The 18,023-nt window shown below is 63.6% G+C and carries 13 protein-coding genes; 4 read left to right on the top strand and 9 right to left on the bottom strand.

Translation table 11 applies throughout. The features are described from left to right. Positions 1–8: 8 nt before the first annotated feature. From ACN0X6_RS19280 to ACN0X6_RS19290, 3 genes are all read right to left on the bottom strand, one after another. Positions 9–1,601 (bottom strand): argininosuccinate lyase, encoded by a 1,593-nt coding sequence (locus ACN0X6_RS19280; RefSeq protein WP_417706433.1) that lies wholly within the window; start codon positions 1,599–1,601, stop codon positions 9–11. A gap of 50 nt (positions 1,602–1,651) precedes the next feature. Beyond that, positions 1,652–2,893, bottom strand: coding sequence for an OprD family porin (locus ACN0X6_RS19285; RefSeq protein ID WP_417706435.1), 1,242 nt, complete (start codon positions 2,891–2,893; stop codon positions 1,652–1,654). 135 nt (positions 2,894–3,028) lie between these two features. Beyond that, positions 3,029–3,916, bottom strand: a complete 888-nt coding sequence (locus ACN0X6_RS19290) for a LysR family transcriptional regulator (RefSeq protein WP_417706437.1) — start codon at positions 3,914–3,916, stop codon at positions 3,029–3,031. A gap of 119 nt (positions 3,917–4,035) precedes the next feature. On the opposite strand from ACN0X6_RS19290, the gene ACN0X6_RS19295 reads away from it, so the two are divergent. From ACN0X6_RS19295 to ACN0X6_RS19310, 4 genes are all read left to right on the top strand, one after another. Then, on the top strand, positions 4,036–4,734 hold the full coding sequence (locus tag ACN0X6_RS19295) for a CoA transferase subunit A (RefSeq protein WP_417706439.1): 699 nt from the start codon (positions 4,036–4,038) through the stop codon (positions 4,732–4,734). A 12-nt stretch (positions 4,735–4,746) separates the two neighbouring features. Next, on the top strand, positions 4,747–5,403 hold the full coding sequence (locus ACN0X6_RS19300; RefSeq protein WP_160018439.1) for a CoA transferase subunit B: 657 nt from the start codon (positions 4,747–4,749) through the stop codon (positions 5,401–5,403). Positions 5,404–5,534: 131 nt separating this feature from the next. Continuing rightward, positions 5,535–6,713 carry an acetyl-CoA C-acetyltransferase gene (locus ACN0X6_RS19305; protein WP_417706441.1) on the top strand — a complete coding sequence of 393 codons (1,179 nt, stop codon included), beginning with the start codon at positions 5,535–5,537 and terminating at the stop codon, positions 6,711–6,713. A 439-nt stretch (positions 6,714–7,152) separates the two neighbouring features. Beyond that, complete coding sequence (locus tag ACN0X6_RS19310; RefSeq protein ID WP_417706442.1) at positions 7,153–8,496, top strand: short-chain fatty acid transporter; 1,344 nt, start codon at positions 7,153–7,155, stop codon at positions 8,494–8,496. Positions 8,497–8,769: 273 nt separating this feature from the next. Here ACN0X6_RS19310 and ACN0X6_RS19315 read toward each other — a convergent pair whose 3' ends face one another. The 6 genes from ACN0X6_RS19315 to ACN0X6_RS19340 all read right to left on the bottom strand — a co-directional run bounded on the left by ACN0X6_RS19315 (position 8,770) and on the right by ACN0X6_RS19340 (position 18,023). Next, a complete protein-coding gene (locus tag ACN0X6_RS19315) occupies positions 8,770–11,376 on the bottom strand; it encodes a LuxR C-terminal-related transcriptional regulator (protein ID WP_417706443.1) in 2,607 nt (868 codons plus the stop codon). A 170-nt stretch (positions 11,377–11,546) separates the two neighbouring features. After that, a complete protein-coding gene (locus ACN0X6_RS19320; protein WP_417706445.1) occupies positions 11,547–12,914 on the bottom strand; it encodes a DUF1329 domain-containing protein in 1,368 nt (455 codons plus the stop codon). Between the two features lie 27 nt (positions 12,915–12,941). Next, complete coding sequence (locus ACN0X6_RS19325) at positions 12,942–14,735, bottom strand: DUF1302 domain-containing protein (protein WP_417706447.1); 1,794 nt, start codon at positions 14,733–14,735, stop codon at positions 12,942–12,944. A 355-nt stretch (positions 14,736–15,090) separates the two neighbouring features. After that, the gene (locus tag ACN0X6_RS19330) at positions 15,091–16,107 is read right to left on the bottom strand and encodes an alpha/beta fold hydrolase (protein ID WP_417706449.1); all 1,017 of its coding nucleotides are present in this window, start codon (positions 16,105–16,107) and stop codon (positions 15,091–15,093) included. 186 nt (positions 16,108–16,293) lie between these two features. Next, positions 16,294–17,448 (bottom strand): phospholipase D-like domain-containing protein, encoded by a 1,155-nt coding sequence (locus ACN0X6_RS19335; protein ID WP_417706450.1) that lies wholly within the window; start codon positions 17,446–17,448, stop codon positions 16,294–16,296. Positions 17,449–17,450: 2 nt separating this feature from the next. Then, positions 17,451–18,023: a YceI family protein gene (locus ACN0X6_RS19340; protein WP_417706452.1), complete on the bottom strand. Its 573-nt coding sequence runs from the start codon at positions 18,021–18,023 to the stop codon at positions 17,451–17,453.

An 18,023-nucleotide genomic window follows, 5' to 3' on the forward strand; every position in this document is an offset into this window, starting at 1 on the left:
TTCAGTGGTCAAGGCCGTGCGAGACGATTGAAAGCCTTGTCCAGCACTTGCTCCGCCTCGGTCAGATGCTGGCGACGCTCACTCATCCAGCTCCGATCAGCAGACAGGTTTTTCTGCGCAGCAGCCAACATGCGTTTGACCTCCGCTGGCTGCGGACCACCCGTGCCCTTGCGCGTCTCTACCATGGTGCGAGGTGAGAGGGTCGCGCGGAACTCAGACTCGCTCAACGGCAACCTCTGATCCTGCCATTTGTACTTCTGCGCAGCCTTGGTATAGAGCCTCTGCGCATCGGCATAGGGGAAGTTCTTCGGCAGCAAACCGTCTTTCCGTGCCTCACCGACGATCAGTGAAGCAAAGCTGTGACCAATGCGGAACGGCACCTTGTGCTCGCGCTCCAGGGTGTCGGCCAACTCCATCGAGGTGGTCCAGTCGTTATCCAGCTCCTCCATGGCACGCTCGGGATTGATCACCAGAGCATCGAGCACAGCATCCAGACGCTTGAACATCTGCGTAGCCGACTCGAACAGACCGAGCTCATCGAACGCGATCTTGTAATCGGTCATCCCGGTCGTGACGTTGTGGGCACGGATCGTCGTGGCGCCCGCCAAACCAACGACATCGGATGCCGACTCACGGGTTCGCATCAGCAAACCGGGGTTACGTTTCTGCGGCATGGCGCTGCTGCTGTAAGTCGAGCCCTCCTCAAGCAGCAACCAGGGACGCGTCTGATGGTACTGAGTGTGAATGTCACCGATAAGCGCCCCGACACGAATGGCCGAAGACGATGCGATACCGGCAGCTTCCAGTGGAATGTCGAAAGTCGAGACCTGGCTGGAATCCAGAGAGTTCTCACGCACGCCATCGAAACCGAGCAACGTCGCCAGGCGTTCGCGATTGAGCGGCCAACCAGAATTGGCCAGCACCGCTGTGCCCATCGGGCTGAGGTTGAGACGGCCGTAGAGTTCGTGAATACGCTGGGCATCACGCTGGAAGGCGGCCTCGAAGGCCAGCAAATAATGGGCATAACTGATCGGCATGGCCTGCACGCCGTTGGTATAGGCCGGGATCAGCGTATCGACATGGTCATTGGCGATGTTCAGCAGGCGCTCACGCACGCTGTTCAGACCATCGCTGAGATCCAGCACCTGAGCACGCAGCACGGCCAGGCGATAGGTGGCGTACATGTCCTGCCGGCTGCGCCCGGAATGAATCAGCGAGGCTTCGGGCCCAATCTTGTCGATCATGATCTTCTCGACCTGAAGGACATCGCTAGGGCGCTTGCCATCCGGCTGTCCAGCCTGATCGATGACATGCTGAACACCGCTGGCAATCCGTTTGCCCTGAGGTGCACTGACGATCCCCTCCTCGGTGAGCATGACGATGGACGCCTTGTTGATGCGGTTCATCCACTCGAACTGACTTTCATAAGCACCGCCCTTCAGGGCTCGCTTGTCTGTACTTGCGCCAATCTTGGCAGCCTGCGCGGCACATTCGGCGGTAGTGGTGCAGGGTACCTCGGCGGTGTTGGCTGCCTGAACCGTGAGCGGCAGCAGTAACGCAGCACTAATGGCAAGGGGTAACAGAGTCTTGTGCGCTTTCATGAGAAAACCTCGAAATGGTCCGAGCCACATCAGGGCTCGGTGGGGAAAGATCAGAGCAGAGGCAGGGTGTAGCTGAAGATCAGCCGGTTCTGATCGACATCGTTGCCGCCGTTGCTGCGGTAGGTGCCGTTACGCCATTTCACGCCGAAGTTTTTCAATGGGCCGTTCTGAACCACATAGCCGATGTCGGTATTACGCTCCCATTCCTTGCCCTCACGGCCTCCTGCACGTTCGAAATTGTCGCCACTGATATAGCGCGTCATGAACGTCAGGCCTGGTATTCCCATGGCGGCAAAGTCGTAGTCATAGCGCACTTGCCAGGAACGCTCCTCGGGGCTGGCAAAATCTGCCGAGATCATCACGTAGTTGACGAGAAAGGAGTTGGTTCCCTCGATATGCGGGAAACCGGTATCACCGCTCATTTTCTGATACGCGACAGCGAATGAATGGCTATTGAGGTTGTAAGTGAACTTGGCACCTACAGCGGTGTTATCGACATTGCTGTTGCCGTCGTTGGTGGAGCGGGCATAACGGATATCACTGTCGAACGAGTGCCCGTCCATGATGGGCAAACGATGTCGCAGATTGACGATGTGCTGTCTGTAGTTCTGATCCAGATGACCGTAGTTGTAGGCCGTCGTCAGGTTCTTCGACCATTTGTAACTGGCACCGCCGAAGTTGAATTCATCACTGGCCTGTCCGCCCCGAATGCCTTTACCGGCGACCAGCATGTCCTCCGACGCACTGGTGTTGCGCAGACTGTTCTGCGTCAACTGACCGAAATCCAAAGTCAGGCCATCGATTTCTCGTGACTGCAACTGGGCACCCCGAAAAGTTTGCGGCAGCAAACGAGAGTCACTGGGTAGCACGGTCGGCAACTTCGGAATCAGTGTGCCAACGTGAAGCGTGCTCTTGGATACGCGAGCCTTGGCCGTAAACCCCAGCTGACTGTAGTCATCCGGTGCCTTCTCATCGCCACTCGGCAGCAGGCCGGTGCCCTGCCGATCAGGACCAGAATCCAGTTTCAAGCCAAGCAACCCGAGCGCATCGACCCCGAACCCTATCGGTCCATCGGTAAAGCCGGATTGGTAGTTGAGCAGAAAACCCTGTGCCCACTCATCTCGTTTTGACTGGTTTGCACCGTCCTGACGAAAGTCATGGTTCATGTAGAAGTTACGCAGTTCGATGGACGCCTTGCTGTCTTCGAAGAAGGCGGCGTTTACGGCGACGGGAAAGGCGAGGGAGCTGCCCACTGCAAGAAGAGCGGGCAGACGCGAGGTACGTCGTATCATTTTTATGCCTCGATTCATTGTTGTTGTTAGCGGCCAGACGACTGGCACGAGGATGCTAAAGACAACGAATCGAGATTTAAAATATATAAATAATCTAGAACCAATACTTAAAAAATATATTTATTACTGTCCGCATCAACCCTTTTTCGCTAACCCAAGCAAGGTCTCACTCAGCGCCTGCGCCGCCCTGGACAGCTGATGCCCGGCCTGGTGCAACAGCCCCACCCGACGCGACACCTGCGGCTCGCTCAGCGGCAGGCAGCGGGCGCCCAGCTCTTCCATCTGCTGCCGGCACAATTGCGGCACGGCGCTGACGCCGAGGCCTTCGGCGACCATGCGCCCGACCGTGACCAACTGATGACTCTCGAACGCCACCGGCAGCTTGCCGTGGCTGGAGATCACGCTGTCTTCCAGCAGCAGGCGCACCGCCGAGGGGCGTTGCAGGGTGATGAAGGGCTGCTCCAGCAACTGCGTCCAGGTCAGCGCCGACTGCCCGGCCAGCTCGCTGGCCGCCGGCACCACGGCCACGAAACGATCATCGTACAGCGGCGTGAACTGCAGACCGTCGAGGGTCGCCGGCTCGAAGGCGATGCCCAGTTCGACGCGGCCATCGCGCACCATCTCCATCACCTGTTCGTTGATCACGTCGTGCACCGCTACGTTGACCCGTGGGTAGGCATCGCGAAACGCGCGCAGCGCGGCCGGCAGGCGGTTGCCGGCGAACGACGGCATGGCGGCCACCGCCACCTTGCCCATCTGCAGGGTGAAGTGCTGGCGCAGCAGATCCTCGGTGTTGTCCCAGTCGGCCAGCAGGCGCACGGCAATCGGCAGCAGCGTCTCGCCCTCCGGCGTCAGCGCCACGCTGCGGGTGGTGCGCACCAGCAACTGGCCGCCGAGCGATTGCTCCAGATTCTTGATCGCCAGGCTCAGTGCCGGCTGCGACAGGTGCAGACGCTCGCAGGCCTGGGCGAAGCTCAGGCTCTGCGCCACGGCGAGAAAGGCGCGTAGCTGCTTGACGGTCATTGATTTATTTACCTGATCAATCAAGAGGAAAAACAAACTTAACAAATAAGCTCATAGCGCAGAAGCTTGGCCACAGCCTGGCAGTGCTCCTGCCCCACAACAACAAGAGGCAGCCTCGAATGAGCGGACTCGACAAACGCGTCGGCAGCTATGCAGAAGCCCTGGACGGCCTGCAGGACGGCATGACCGTGCTGGCCGGCGGCTTCGGCCTGTGCGGCATCCCCGAGAATCTGATTGCAGAGATCCGCCGCCGTGGTGTGCGCGACCTCACCGTGGTGTCCAACAACTGCGGGGTCGATGGTTTCGGCCTCGGCGTGCTGCTGGAAGATCGGCAGATCCGCAAGATGGTCGCCTCCTATGTCGGCGAGAACGCCCTGTTCGAGCAGCAGCTGCTCTCCGGCGAGCTGGAAGTCGAACTCACCCCGCAAGGTACCCTGGCCGAGAAGCTGCGCGCCGGCGGCGCCGGCATCCCCGCCTTCTTCACCGCCACTGGCTACGGTACCCCGGTCGCCGAGGGCAAGGAGGCGCGCGAGATCAACGGCCGCCACTACATCCTCGAACCCGCCATCACCGGCGACTTCGCCATCGTCAAAGGCTGGAAGGCCGACCACTTCGGCAACGTGGTCTACCGCCACACCGCGCAGAACTTCAACCCGGTGGTCGCCAGCGCCGGACGCATCACCGTGGTCGAAGTGGAAGAGATCGTCGAACCCGGTGAACTCGACCCGACGCAGATTCACACCCCCGGCATCTACGTCGACCGGCTGATCTGCGGCAGCTTCGAGAAACGCATCGAAAAACGCACGCTGCGCGCCTGAGGAGATACCAGCATGGCTCTTACCCGTGAACAAATGGCTCAGCGCGTCGCCCGTGAATTGCAGGACGGCTTCTACGTCAACCTCGGTATCGGCATCCCCACCCTGGTGGCCAACTACGTGCCCGAGGGCATGCAGGTGATGCTGCAGTCGGAAAACGGCCTGCTCGGCATGGGCGCCTTCCCCACTGAAGACGAGGTGGACGCCGACATGATCAACGCCGGCAAGCAGACCGTCACCGCGATCAAGGGCGCGGCGATCTTCGATTCGGCCCAGTCCTTCGCCATGATCCGTGGCGGCCATGTCGACCTGACCGTGCTCGGCGCCTTCGAAGTGGACGTACGCGGCAACATCGCCTCGTGGATGATCCCCGGCAAGCTGGTCAAGGGCATGGGTGGCGCCATGGACCTGGTGGCCGGCGCCGACAACATCATCGTCACCATGACCCACGCCTCCAAGGACGGCGAATCCAAGCTGCTGGAGCACTGCAGCCTGCCGCTGACCGGCTGCGGCTGCATCCGCAAGGTGCTGACCGACCTGGCCTACCTGGAAATCGAGAACGACGCCTTCATCCTGCGCGAGCGCGCGCCGGGGGTGAGCATCGAGGAAATCGTCGCCAAGACCGCCGGTAAACTGATCGTCCCCGAACACGTGCCGGAAATGAGCTTCTAAAGTTGTCTACCGTTCCGTAGGCGCCACCACGCACGGCGTCTACGGAACGTTTTTTAACTATGTCCTACACCCTGTAGGAGCGGATTCATCCGCGAGGCTTTTTCCGCCCTACCGCGCCAAGAGGATTCCCCATGCAAGACGTCGTCATCGTTGCCGCCACCCGCACCGCCATCGGCAGCTTCCAGGGCAGCCTGGCCGATATTCCCGCGCCGGAGCTCGGCGCCATCGTCATCAAGCGCCTGCTGGAACAGACCGGCCTCGACGCCGCCCAGGTCGATGAAGTGATCCTCGGCCAGGTACTTACCGCAGGCAGTGGCCAGAACCCCGCACGCCAGGCTGCCATCCGCGCCGGCCTGCCCCATGCTGTGCCAGCCATGACCCTCAACAAGGTCTGCGGCTCGGGCCTCAAAGCCCTGCACCTGGCCGCCCAGGCCATCCGCTGTGGCGATGCCGAAGTGATCATCGCCGGCGGCATGGAGAACATGAGCCTCGCGCCCTATGTGCTGCCCAAGGCCCGCACCGGCCTGCGCATGGGCCATGCGCAGATGCTCGACAGCATGATCGTCGACGGCCTGTGGGACGCCTTCAACGATTACCACATGGGTATCACCGCCGAGAATCTGGTGGAGAAATACGGCATCAGCCGTGAAGCCCAGGACGCCTTCTCCGCCGCTTCGCAACAGAAGGCCGTGGCGGCCATCGAGGCTGGGCGTTTCGATGCAGAGATCACTCCAGTGCTGATCCCGCAGCGCAAGGGCGACCCCGTCGCCTTCGCCCGTGACGAGCAGCCGCGTGCCGGCACCACCGCCGAATCCCTGGCCAAGCTCAAGCCGGCGTTCAAGAAAGACGGCAGCGTTACCGCCGGCAACGCCTCCAGCCTCAACGATGGCGCCGCTGCCGTGCTGCTGATGAGCGCGACCAAGGCGCAGGCGCTGGGCCTGCCCGTGCTGGCGAAGATTGCCGGCTATGCCAACGCCGGTGTCGACCCGGCAATCATGGGCATCGCCCCGGTTTCCGCCACCCGCCGCTGCCTGGACAAGGCCGGCTGGAGCCTGGCCGATCTGGACCTGATCGAAGCCAACGAAGCCTTCGCAGCCCAGGCGCTGTCGGTCGGCCAGGAACTGGGCTGGGATGCCGACAAAGTCAACGTCAACGGCGGCGCCATCGCCCTCGGCCACCCCATCGGCGCCTCGGGCTGCCGCGTGCTGGTGAGCCTGCTGCACGAGATGATCCGCCGTGATGCCAAGAAAGGCCTGGCCACGCTGTGCATTGGTGGTGGTCAGGGTGTGGCGCTGGCCATCGAGCGCTGAGCCGTAGGGTGGATCGCGCTTCACCGATCCACCGCTGTGGTGGATGTAAAAAGCGACATCCACCCTACAGGCCCGCGTGAGAAACCAGAGCACCGTAGCCCGGATGCAGTCCGGGGAAACCCAGCATGGACCTCCCGGATTGCATCCGGGCTACGCAAACAGCTCGGCCTCGGCCGAGCTTTGTCATATCCACTGCAAACCGCAGGCATAGCCAACCCTGAATGCCTGGTAAAGCCCCAGAACATGTTCAAAGCCTCGCGAGCTAGAGGCATGCAAGGCAAAAACAGGCGAAGAACGGTCGGAGTCGCGTGCGACTTTACGAGTTGTAAATGAGCATTCTGATCGGACTCGCGCACGAGCCTGTTTTTAACGCTGCAGGCCCGACGCGCAGCAGGCTTTGAACAGGTTCTTACACAACCATAAGAAAGAGGCGTCATCCATGTTCAACACCCTCACCCGCATGAGCGTGAGCCTGGTACAGAAGTACCTGCCCTCACCTTTCGTGTTCTCCGCCTTGCTCACGCTGGGCGTGCTGCTCGCTGGTATCTTCTCCACCGGCCAATCGCTACCGGCCATGGTGCAACATTGGAGCGGTGGTTTCTGGACGCTGCTCGGCTTCGCCATGCAGATGTCGCTGATCTTCGTCACTGGCCACGCCCTGGCTAGCGCACCGATCATCAACCGCCAACTCGACCGCCTCGCCGGTCTGGCACGCACGCCCGGTCAGGCGATCATCATGGTCACCCTGGTGGCGCTGGTCGGTTGCTGGGTCAACTGGGGCTTCGGCCTGGTGATCGGCGCGGTATTCGCCCGCGCCCTGGCGCGCAAGGTCGATGGCGTCGACTACCCGCTGCTGGTGGCCTCGGCCTACTCGGGCTTCCTGGTCTGGCACGGCGGCCTGGCCGGCTCGATTCCGCTGTCCATGGCCACCGGTGGCCCGGATCTGGCACGTATCACCGCAGGCGTGCTGAGCGATCCGGTGAGCATCACCGAGACCCTGTTCAGCCCGTTGAACCTGACCATCGTGGCTCTGCTGTTCATCGGCCTGCCGCTGCTCAACCGCGCCATGCACCCGCGTCAGGGTGCCAAGGTCGCCGATGCCGCCAAGCTGGTGGAATCGCGTGCGCAGCTGCCGGCTCGTGAAACCCCGGCACAGCGCCTGGACGACAGCCGCATCCTCGGTCTGGCACTGGTGGCCATGGCCGGTATCTACCTGTTCAACCACTTCGCCACCAAGGGCTTCGTGCTTGGCCTGGACCTGGTCATCGCCATCTTCCTGTTCTGCGGCCTGCTGATGCACGGCACCCCGGAGCGCTACATGCGCGCGGTGGACGAGAGCGTGCGCGGCATTGGCGGCATCGTCCTGCTGTTCCCCTTCTACGCCGGGATCATGGGCATGATGATGGGCGCCAACGCCGACGGCATCTCCCTTGGCCGGCAGATCACCGAAGCGTTCATCTCCTGGTCCTCGGCTGACACCTTCCCGCTGCTGGCCTTCCTCAGCGCTGGCGTGGTCAACGTGTTCGTGCCGTCCGGTGGCGGCCAGTGGGCCGTACAGGGCCCGATCATGCTGCCGGCCGCTCAGGCACTGGGCGTCTCGCCGACCGTTACCGCCATGGCGATTGCCTGGGGCGACGCCTGGACCAACATGATCCAGCCGTTCTGGGCACTGCCGCTGCTGGGCATCGTCGGCCTCGGCGCACGCGACATCATGGGCTACTGCCTGATCATGCTGCTGTACTCGGGCGTGGTGATCTGCGGCGCGTTCTACTTCCTCGGCTGACCAGGCAGCTAGGCCTTGCAGGGTGAGCTGGGCGGGTGATCCGCTTCGGCCCACGCTGACCAACCCAGGTGGGCTAAAGCCCACCCTACGAGCTGACTATTTGCTTGGTTGAATCCCCGCTCGCGATCACCGCACTGTGAGGCCTCGCGAGCTAGAGCGATGCAAGGCAGAGGCAGGCGAGCAACGGTCGGAGTCGCGGGCGACTGTACTTTTGTACATGAGCATTGTGAGCCTGCCTCTAACGCAGCAGCGCCGACGCGCAGCAGGCCGAACTCAATCCCCCATCAGCCCCTGCGCCTTGGCCATGGCCACCGCCTGGGTGCGTCTTTGCACGCCGAGCTTGACGTTGATCCGCCGCGCATGGGTCTTGACCGTGTGCAGCGAGATGAACAGGCGATCGGCGATTTCCTGATTGGAGCAGCCCTGCGCGATCAGTTGCAGCACTGCCAACTCGCGTGAGCTGAGCAGCGCAGTACCGGCACTGGCCGGCTCATCCAGGCGCGGCGCAGGTTCGAACAGGCGCTGATGCAGGCTCTGCCCAGCCTCACTCGGCAACAGGCGCTCGAGCCACTGCGCCTGACGCTGCTGCAACTCCTGCAACGGCCGCAGCAGACGCAGCTGTCGCGCCTCGCCAAGCGCCTGCTGCAACAGGCCATCGGCCTGCTCCTGCTGCCCCTGCATGAGCAGCGCTTCGGCCAGGCTGACCCGACATTCGCAGGCCAGGCTGCGATGCCCGGCGAGCTGGCATTCATCCAGCAGCAGGCGCAGTGCATGCTCAGCGGCAGCGTGGTGACCGAGCAGCAGGTCGCTCAGCGCCAGGTAACGACGCAAGCGTGGCAACAGATCGTAGAACTCCGAGGGCGCCAGTTGCTGACGCTGCTGCAACTGCTGCAGGGTCTGGGCGAACAGCTCGCGTGCGCGCCCGGTCTGCCCCTGACGCAGCAGCAGCCGCCCGGCCTGCAACTGCAGCACGCAGCGGTAACGCACTTCCGGCACATGCGACCACTGCATCACCCGCTCGGCCCGCTGCAACCACTGATGGGCCTCGTCGAGATCGCCACGGCTTTCCGCCAGCTCCAGCATGCCGAGGTAGCCGGAAATGATGTAGGCATCCTCGCAGTGCTCGGCCTCCTGCAGCCCCAGCCGATACGCCTGCTGCGCCGCCTCGTCGAGGCCCTGGCGGGCCAGCAGGCTGGCCCGCACCAGCAGCAGGCGAGCGACCACCGGGCTATGGTTGAAGCGTTCGCGCAGCAGCGCCAGGGACTGCTCGGCGAGCTCAGCGGCGCGCCCGGCCTCGCCACGCATCTGCAGCAGCAGGCAGTGATCGGTATTGAGCAGCGCCTCGAAGATCAGGCTACCGTGCAGTCGTGCCAGGCGCAGGCCCTGATCCAGGGATTGCTTGGCCTGGTCCAACGCATGTTCGGCCATATGCTGCTGGGCCAGCGCCTGGTAACAGAGCACGCGCTGCGACCAGCTGCCCTCGTCCAGCATCTGCAGGGCCTGCTCGCAGTGCACCCGGGCATCGCGGCGCCCGCACTGACGCGCCAACACACCCGTCAATGCCTGCCAATGGGCGACCAGTTTGCGCTGGCGGCGCTCATCCGGTTGCGGCATGAAATGCGCCAGCCCCTGGATGCAGTCGGCCGCTTCATCGAAACGAGCGCAGATGATCAGGGCCCAGGCCTGCAGCACGATCAACCGCGGTGAACTGGCGAACAGCCAGGCCGGCAGCTCTTCGCGCCATTGCAGGAACTGAGCGACCGAGTGCCCCTGCAGCAGTTGCTCCTGGCTGAAACGCTGCAGGTAGTTGACCGCGACCTCGACCTGCCCCGCCAGCAGGGCATGCTCGACGGCCTCGCGAATATCGCCGTGCTGAGCGAACCACTGACAGGCACGCACATGGATGGAGGCCGGCACCGGCGCGCCCGGCAGCAGACGCAGGATCTCGGCCAGCGGTCGCCACAGACGGAACCAGGTACCGCTGCTGTCGAGACTGCGCACGAACAGCTGGCGCCGTTGCAGTTCGCCCAGCAATTCACTGCCACGACCCTCCAGCAGATGCTCGCAGAGCGGCAGGGAAAAACGCGGCAGCAGAGCCAGGGCATGCAGATCGCTGCGCAGCTCCTCGTCCAGATCGGCCAGCACCTCACGCTGCACGTAGTCGCGCAGCACCGGGCAGCCCTCCTGCAAACGCTGGCGCAGCGCATCTTCGTCGGCATCGAGCAACAGCAGACGGATCGCCGCCAACCAGCCTTCGCTGCGTTCGAGCAGGGCCTGCCGGACGTCATCAGCCAGAGTCACTTGCAACGCCGCCAGCAACTCGCTCAGCGCCGCGTCATCCAGCGCCAGCTCCTCGCCCTGCAGCTCCAGCAGATCGCCCTGCAGCAACAGACGCGGCAGGTTCCAGGCCGGTATGCGGCGACTGGCGACCCACCAGGTGACCTGCTGCGGCGCCGCAGCGAACAACCGGTCGAGGCAGGCATCGAGCTCATCGTCGGCCTGTCGCGGGTAGTCGTCGATAAAGATCCACAGACGCCCCGCATGCTCGTGCAGCCGATCGATCAGCCCCGCTTCGCCGGCATCGTCGAACGGCAATTGCATGGCTGCGGCCAGTCGCTTGCACAGCTGCGGCGGCGTCAGGCTGCGCCCTCCGAGGTCGAGCCATACGCGCTCGACGCCGGCCAGTGTGTGGCGCGCGCATTGACCGAGCAGCACGCTCTTGCCAGAACCGGCAGGCGCGCACAGCAAACGCAGGCGCGACTCGCTGGCCAGCAGACGCTGCAGCAGGGCTGGGCGGGAAACCACACAGGGCGGCAAACGCGGTAGATCGGCAGGTTGCACCTGCAGCGCACTCGGACGGGCGATGGCAAGGGTAGGCATGGCAGCGGTTCTCTCTGCTTGTCATTGTTGAACCACCCGGCGATGGTACCCCGCTCAACGCGTGCGACCACCCCTTGGCGCTTATGGCGCGAGATTCACGTGAGAGAGGCACGCAGAAAAAAGCCGGCGGCGCACAGGGCGACACCGGCTTGCTTCGGGCTGCTACCAGGTCAGCGCACGCCGGCGTTACGCAGCGCGGCCGGGGTGAAGTCCTTGGCCGAGGCCTGGGTGCCGTACTGCACCGAGGTTTTCTCCTCGTTGGCCATGCCGATGGCGATGTATCGCCCGGCGATGATGTCGTACAGCGCCTCGAACGCGTAGACCGGCACCTTCTGCGCATATTGCTGCATCAACATCGCCTCGCCGACACGCCAGAGCTGGCCGCGGCCGTCGTAGTGCTCGGACAGGGCGATCTGCCAGGAGTCTTCGTCCACGTAGAAGCGACGCTTGGCGTAGATGTTGCGCTCGCCCGCCTTGAGCGTCGCCTCCACTTCCCACACCCGGTGCAGCTCGTAGCGGATCAGGTCCTGATTGACGTGGCCGGCCTTGAGGATGTCGGCGTACTTCACCTCAGGCGTGGCCACGCGGTAGTTGTTGTAGGGGATGAACAGCTCGCGCTTGCCTACCAGTTTCCAGTCGTAACGATCCGGCGCGCCGTTGAACATGTCGAAGTTGTCCGAGGTACGCAGGCCATCTGCGGCAGTACCCGGACCGTCGTACGCCACCTGCGGCGCACGGCGTACGCGACGCTGGCCGGCGTTGTACAGCCAGGCCATGCGCGGCTCGGCGACCTGATCGAGCGAGTCGTGCACCAGCAGCACGTTGCCGGCCAGACGCGAGGGTGCGGTGACCCGTTGCTTGAAGAACAACAGAGCATTTTCCGCCTTGCCTGGATCGACATCGGGGATGTTCTCCGGGAAAGCCACTTCATCCTCGAAGTGCACCAGGGTATAGGCGCCGTTGGTCTGCGGCGAGGCCTGCACGATGCTGCGCCTGAGGTTACCGCCGCGATAACGGGTGATGTGGTTCCACACCACCTCCAGGCCGTTCTGCGGAATCGGGAAGGCGTAATAGCGGCTATCGGTGAAACCGGTCAGACCGTTGCCGCCATCGCGCAGGCCGGTCTTCAGCGCGCTGGTTTTGGCTGCGGCGTTGATCGCGTCCGGCACCGCCGTGCTGCGGTGCGTCGGATACACCGGCATGCGATAGCTGTCCGGGTAGCGCGCGAACATCGCCAGTTGCCCGGCTGACAACTGCTCGCGGTACTGCTCCAGGTTCTGCGCGGTGATGGTGAACAATGGCTGTTCGCCAGCGAAGGGGTCACTGAGAAAACCGCGTGCATCGACCTGCCCGGCATCGCTGGCCATGCCGCCCGTCCAGGCGGGGATGGTGCCGGCCGCATTGCCGGCCATCTCGCCGCCCAGCGGGGTCAGGCTGGTACCGAGCTTGGCCGCTTCCTGCTCGCTGACTGCGGCCAGCACACCGCTGGCCAGCAGGCTCAGGGACAGTGCGCCGAGCATCTTCAGGGTTGTATTCATCTGCATTCCTCAACTGATCCTGATGGCCTAGAAGCTCACGCCGAAGCTGAGCGCCAGGAAGTCGCGGTCGACCGCGACGTTGTAATCACCGCCGAAGAAGTCGGTGTACGACAGGCTGGCGGTGTAGGTATTGCGGTAGTCGGCGTCGACACCAAAGCTCACGGCCTTGGAACCCTCGTTGAACAGGCCGTTGGGGCCGTAGCCGTCGACGTCATGCGACCAGGAGATGTTCGGCTTGAGGTTCACCCCGGCGAACACGTTGCTGTACTCCCAGATGCCGCGCACGCGGTAGCCCCATGAGGTGCTGGTGACGAAGCCATGGGTGTCGCCACGAAAGCCGTAGGCCCCGAACAGCGAATCGCGGCCGTAGCGCAGGTCTTCACGGCTCTCCAGCCCACCGACGTGGGCCATGCCGATCTCGCCCACCAGGGTGAAGCGCCCGGCGCCCATTACCTGATCGAAGAAATGGGTGAAGGTGGTCTGCACCTGGGTGACTTCCTTGCGCCGATAGCCGACGTTGTCCTGGCCAGGCCCGGCCGCGACCGGTGCAGTGCCAGGGGCGATGGGGTTGAGCAAACTCAGGGTCATGTCGGTGGTGTTGATCTGCAGCGGCAGGTTCGGCCGGTAGCTGATCTCGCCCGCCCAGGCCGTGCCGGTGGGCAGCGTGGTGGAGAAGCTCAGGCCGTAGAGACGAATATCCTCCGGGTACTCGAGGTAGTAGCGACCGTTGCCGAGCATCACGCTCTGCGCCAGACCGGCTCCGCTGCCCGGCGCGATGCCTTCGGCGGTGCCAATGATCCCCGGCAGGGCGGCCAGGGTCGCCAGGCCGGCGTTCTGCGTGCTGACGATGGGCGTGCGGCTGTGATAGTTCATGAAGTACGCGCCGTACTCGGTCTCGTCGCCCAGCCAGCGCAGGGCCAGGCCCCACTGGCCGCTGTCGCGCGCATCGCGATCACCGGCGCGCGGCAGGATCACCCCTTCGCTGTCGACCCGAAAGCCCTGACCGAACGCTGCCGCCACCGGCTGCAGCGGCGCGATGGCTGGCGAGCCGATGTGATAGCCATTGTCACAGCCATCGGCGGCCACATCGGCGGTGGAGAAGAAGGTCCCGCAGTTGTCGATGATGGTCTGGTCCCACTCCAGCTGGTAGAAGGCCTCCATGCTCAACTGATCGGTCAGGCTCTGCGACAGGTAGAGCATGTTCACCGGAATCAGACCTTCCTTGATCTCCGCGCCTGGGCGACGGAAGGCGGCCACGTCGATAGGGTTGATGGCGTTGATGCTGTTGCCGATGAAGGTGCTCTCCCCCCAGCTCACCACCTGCTTGCCGACCCGCACCGTGCCCGGCAGATCGCCAATGGCGTAGTTGTGGTAGAGGAAGGCATCGAGGATTTCCGCCCCCGAAGACTGCGCGCCTTCCTTGCGATTGCTGTCGTCGATGTCCTTGAACAGGCGACTTTCGTCCTTGAGTTCGAAGTCGTACCAATACTTGCCGCGCACGAACACGCCGGTATCGCGGTACTTCAGTTCGAGGTCGTGAATGCCCTTGAAGATCTTCGAGAAGGTCTCGCCCTTCTTGAAGTTCAGGCGTCCATCATCGCCGGTCTGCGCCTGGCCCTGGCCACCGTTGTTGGGGCCGATCAGATCGCGATCCGGACTGCGCATCGACCAGCTGGCGCCGACCGACAGCGAGCTGTCGAACTGCCCTTCGATCTCACCGATGTTGAAGTTGACGGCCTGCGCCGGTGCGACGAAACCGACGGCGACGGCCAAAGCCAAGGTGTGCGGCTGGAATAGTCCGGGCCCTGTTGTTCTTGTCATGCGGGTCTCCTGAAGTGGGGTGCAACTGCAGGGAACCCTACGCAGCGACCACATCCCGGATAAGCGCACCAAGGAGGGATTTCATCTGTCGCCCGAAAGGATGAATGGCGCCCTGGCTTGGGGCGCAGGCCGCGACACTCAGCGTGCTGAATGACGGGGTATCAGGAAGGTGGGGAACTATTTATTGGCAGAGCCTACTGGCCAGTGCGCAACGCCAGGAGCGGCGCCCCGCCGCGAACAGGGGCTGCGAAGCCCGGACAGCTCCACCACCAGGCTGGGCTGTAACGAAAGCCGCCGGGAGCGCCTAAATCCGATCGCCATCGGCAGAGCCCGAAATCGGGCTCTGCCGGGTCGCTCAGTTGCTGCCGGCCGCCAGTTCGCGCAACAGGACCTCGTGGAACAGCGCCGGCGCTTCGACCTGCGGCGAATGGCCCAGCTCCGGCCACTCCACGAGTTTTGCCTCGGGAATCGCCTCGGCGGTCTTGCGGCCCAGTTCCGGGTAGTTGCCAAGGCGCTGCGCGACTTCTGCCGGCGCACGATTGGCGCCTGGGGCGGTGCGATCCTTGCCACCGATCAGCAACAGGGTCGGCGCCTTGATATTGGCGAACTCGTGCACCACAGGCTGAGTGAACAGCATCTCTGCCGTCTGGGCCTGGTTCCAGGCGACGATCTGCTTGCCCGGGCCGCTGTACATACCGTTGAGCATGTCGACCCAGCGGTCGTACTCGGGCTTCCACACACCGTTGTAGTAGAACTTCAGCTGGTAGTTCTTGATGCCGTCGTAGGAGGTCTTCAACTCCCCCTGGTAAAGCTGGTCCACCGTCACGTAGGGCACGCCCTCCGCCTGCCAGTCCTCCAGACCGATGGGGTTGACCAGCACCAGCTTCTCGACACGCGAGGCATGACTCAGGGCGTAGCGCGCGGCCAGCATGCCACCCATGGAATGACCGATCAGCGTGGCCTTCTCCACACCCAACGACTCGAGCAACGCGTCGGTATTGCTGGCCAGTTGGCCGAAGCTGAACTGATAGCCACGTGGCTTGCTCGAACTGCAGAAACCGATCTGATCCGGCGCGATCACGCGGTAGCCGACATCGCTCAGCGCCTTGATGGTCGCCTCCCAGGTCGCGCCGCAGAAATTCTTGCCATGCAGCAGCACCGCCGTACGACCATTGGCCTGGCCGGCTGGCTTCACGTCCATGTAGCCCATCGACAGAGCCTGCTGCTGCGAACTGAATTCGAAGCGCTGGATCGGGTGGGGATACTCGAAACCTTCCAGCTGAGGGCCATACCCGGCCTGCGGCGAAGCCTGGAGCGCGGAGAGGGGCAGGAGGCTGGCGGAAAGTGTCGCGATGAGCAGGGGTTTGTTCACGGGCGCATTCCTGTATCGGGTTCAATGCTGAACGCCTGCTACGACCAGACGCAGGCGTAAAGAAGCGCTCGACTATAACAACCGACCTCCACCCGCAAGGCGGCAATGCATTGCAGGATATGACCTAGAACCTCGAGATAGAGCCTTCCAGCGTCTCCCATGGCTGCGAGCGGATCGCTCTGGCGTTCAGCGCCAGCGATCGAGCAGATTCACCGCCAAGCGATCCAGCCAGCCCCACAGGCGCTGTTGCGCGCGGCGCCACCAGGGGCGCTGGTGCCAATCGTCGAGGGTGATCTCGCGGCTGACGCCGAAGTCCTCGATGAAGCTGGCCGCCACTGACCGGGTAAAATCCGGGTCCAGCGCTTCGACATTGGCGTCGAGATTGAAGCGCAGGTTCCAGTGGTCGAAGTTGCACGAGCCGACGCTGACCCAATCGTCCACCAGCACCATCTTCAGGTGCAGGAAACGCGGCTGATACTCGAAGATGCGCACGCCAGCCCTGAGCAGTTTCGGGTAGTAGCGCTGCCCGGCAAAACGCACCGGCGGGTGATCGGTGTGGCGCCCGGCCAACAGCAGGCGCACTTCAACACCGCGCGCGGCAGCTCGACGCAGGGCTCGGCGGATTTTCCAGGTCGGCAGGAAGTAAGGCGTGGCCAGCCAGATGCGCTGCTTGGCGCCCTTCAGCGCGCGCATCAGCGACAGCAGAATATCGCGATGCTGCGCCGCGTCGGCATAGGCCACACGCCCCAGGCCAAGCCCGGCGGGCGGACACTCCGGCAGACGCAGCGCTACCGGCTGATGACTCGGGCGCCAGGAAAAGCGCGCCAGCCAAAGCTGCTCGAACAACTGCTGCCAGTCGCCCACCAGCGGCCCTTCGATCTCCACCATGACTTCGTGCCAGGCACTGCGAGGCTCGTCTGGCAGCCAGAACTCATCGGTGGAGCCGGTACCGCCAACGTAGGCCAGACGCTGGTCCACCAGCAGCAGCTTGCGGTGATCACGGTGAAAATTGCGGATACCCCGCCGCCAGCGCACCGGGTTGTACCAGCGCAGCTGTACACCGGCGGCCTGCATGCGCTCACGCAACACGATGCCCAGGCCTGCCGCACCGTAGGCATCGAACAGACCACGCACCCTCACCCCGCGCTCAGCCGCGCGGCACAGCGCGTCGACCAGACGCTCGCTGCAGCGACCGTCTTCGATCAGATAGAGCTCGATTTCCACCTGCTGCCGAGCGCCCTCTATGGCTGCCAGCATGCGCGGGAAAAACACCGGGCCGTCCAGCAGCAATTCGAAGCGATTGCCGCCTCGCCAGGGAAAGATGCTGCCGCGCGCATGCACGCTCAACGCGCCGTGAAGATCAGCACGGCACCCACCGGCACCGACAGGCTGATGGCCGGCAGTTCGGCGATTTTACGCAGCGCCTCGATGCCACTGGCCAGGGCGAAATCTTCGGCGTGCAGCACCAGCGGCGCCAGGGTCACCACCTGGAAGCGGCGATCATCGAGGCGCGTGACCAACAGTTCGCTGTGCAGCTCGCGCGTGCGCTCGTTGAGGGTCAGGTGGAGGGGCAAGCGCAACTCCAACTGCGCGCCGGGTGCCAGATCGGTCAATTGCGGCAGGTTGACCTGGGCAGTGATGCGCGCCTCGGGCAGACGCGAGGTGTCGAACAGCATGGCGCGCAGGCGCTCGTCACGCAGCGGGATACCGGTGCTCAGCGAATCAAGATCCACGCGCAGGCGCGCACGCCCATCGGCCGCGATCTGCCCGTGCAGGGTGAGAAAGCGATGCACCTCCGACTGGCTGCCGGAATGGGTGGAGATGAACGAAAGACGCGAAGATTCGTTGTCCAGATACCAGTCGGCGTGAACGGGCAAGGCAGCGGCAAGCAGCAGGGCGAGAAGCGAACGGCGCAT

The organism is Pseudomonas sp. (assembly GCF_048269965.1).
In the GTDB taxonomy this organism is placed as follows: domain Bacteria; phylum Pseudomonadota; class Gammaproteobacteria; order Pseudomonadales; family Pseudomonadaceae; genus Aquipseudomonas.

Excerpts from the sequence above, each read along its gene's own strand:
- ACN0X6_RS19320 (WP_417706445.1), bottom strand. The coding sequence starts at position 12,914 with ATGAATACAACCCTGAAGATGCTCGGCGCACTGTCCCTGAGCCTGCTG.
- ACN0X6_RS19300 (WP_160018439.1), top strand. The coding sequence starts at position 4,747 with ATGGCTCTTACCCGTGAACAAATGGCTCAGCGCGTCGCCCGTGAATTG.
- ACN0X6_RS19325 (WP_417706447.1), bottom strand. The coding sequence starts at position 14,735 with ATGACAAGAACAACAGGGCCCGGACTATTCCAGCCGCACACCTTGGCT.
- ACN0X6_RS19315 (WP_417706443.1), bottom strand. The coding sequence starts at position 11,376 with ATGCCTACCCTTGCCATCGCCCGTCCGAGTGCGCTGCAGGTGCAACCT.
- ACN0X6_RS19340 (WP_417706452.1), bottom strand. The coding sequence starts at position 18,023 with ATGCGCCGTTCGCTTCTCGCCCTGCTGCTTGCCGCTGCCTTGCCCGTT.
- ACN0X6_RS19285 (WP_417706435.1), bottom strand. The coding sequence starts at position 2,893 with ATGATACGACGTACCTCGCGTCTGCCCGCTCTTCTTGCAGTGGGCAGC.
- ACN0X6_RS19290 (WP_417706437.1), bottom strand. The coding sequence starts at position 3,916 with ATGACCGTCAAGCAGCTACGCGCCTTTCTCGCCGTGGCGCAGAGCCTG.
- ACN0X6_RS19295 (WP_417706439.1), top strand. The coding sequence starts at position 4,036 with ATGAGCGGACTCGACAAACGCGTCGGCAGCTATGCAGAAGCCCTGGAC.
- ACN0X6_RS19310 (WP_417706442.1), top strand. The coding sequence starts at position 7,153 with ATGTTCAACACCCTCACCCGCATGAGCGTGAGCCTGGTACAGAAGTAC.
- ACN0X6_RS19280 (WP_417706433.1), bottom strand. The coding sequence starts at position 1,601 with ATGAAAGCGCACAAGACTCTGTTACCCCTTGCCATTAGTGCTGCGTTA.
- ACN0X6_RS19305 (WP_417706441.1), top strand. The coding sequence starts at position 5,535 with ATGCAAGACGTCGTCATCGTTGCCGCCACCCGCACCGCCATCGGCAGC.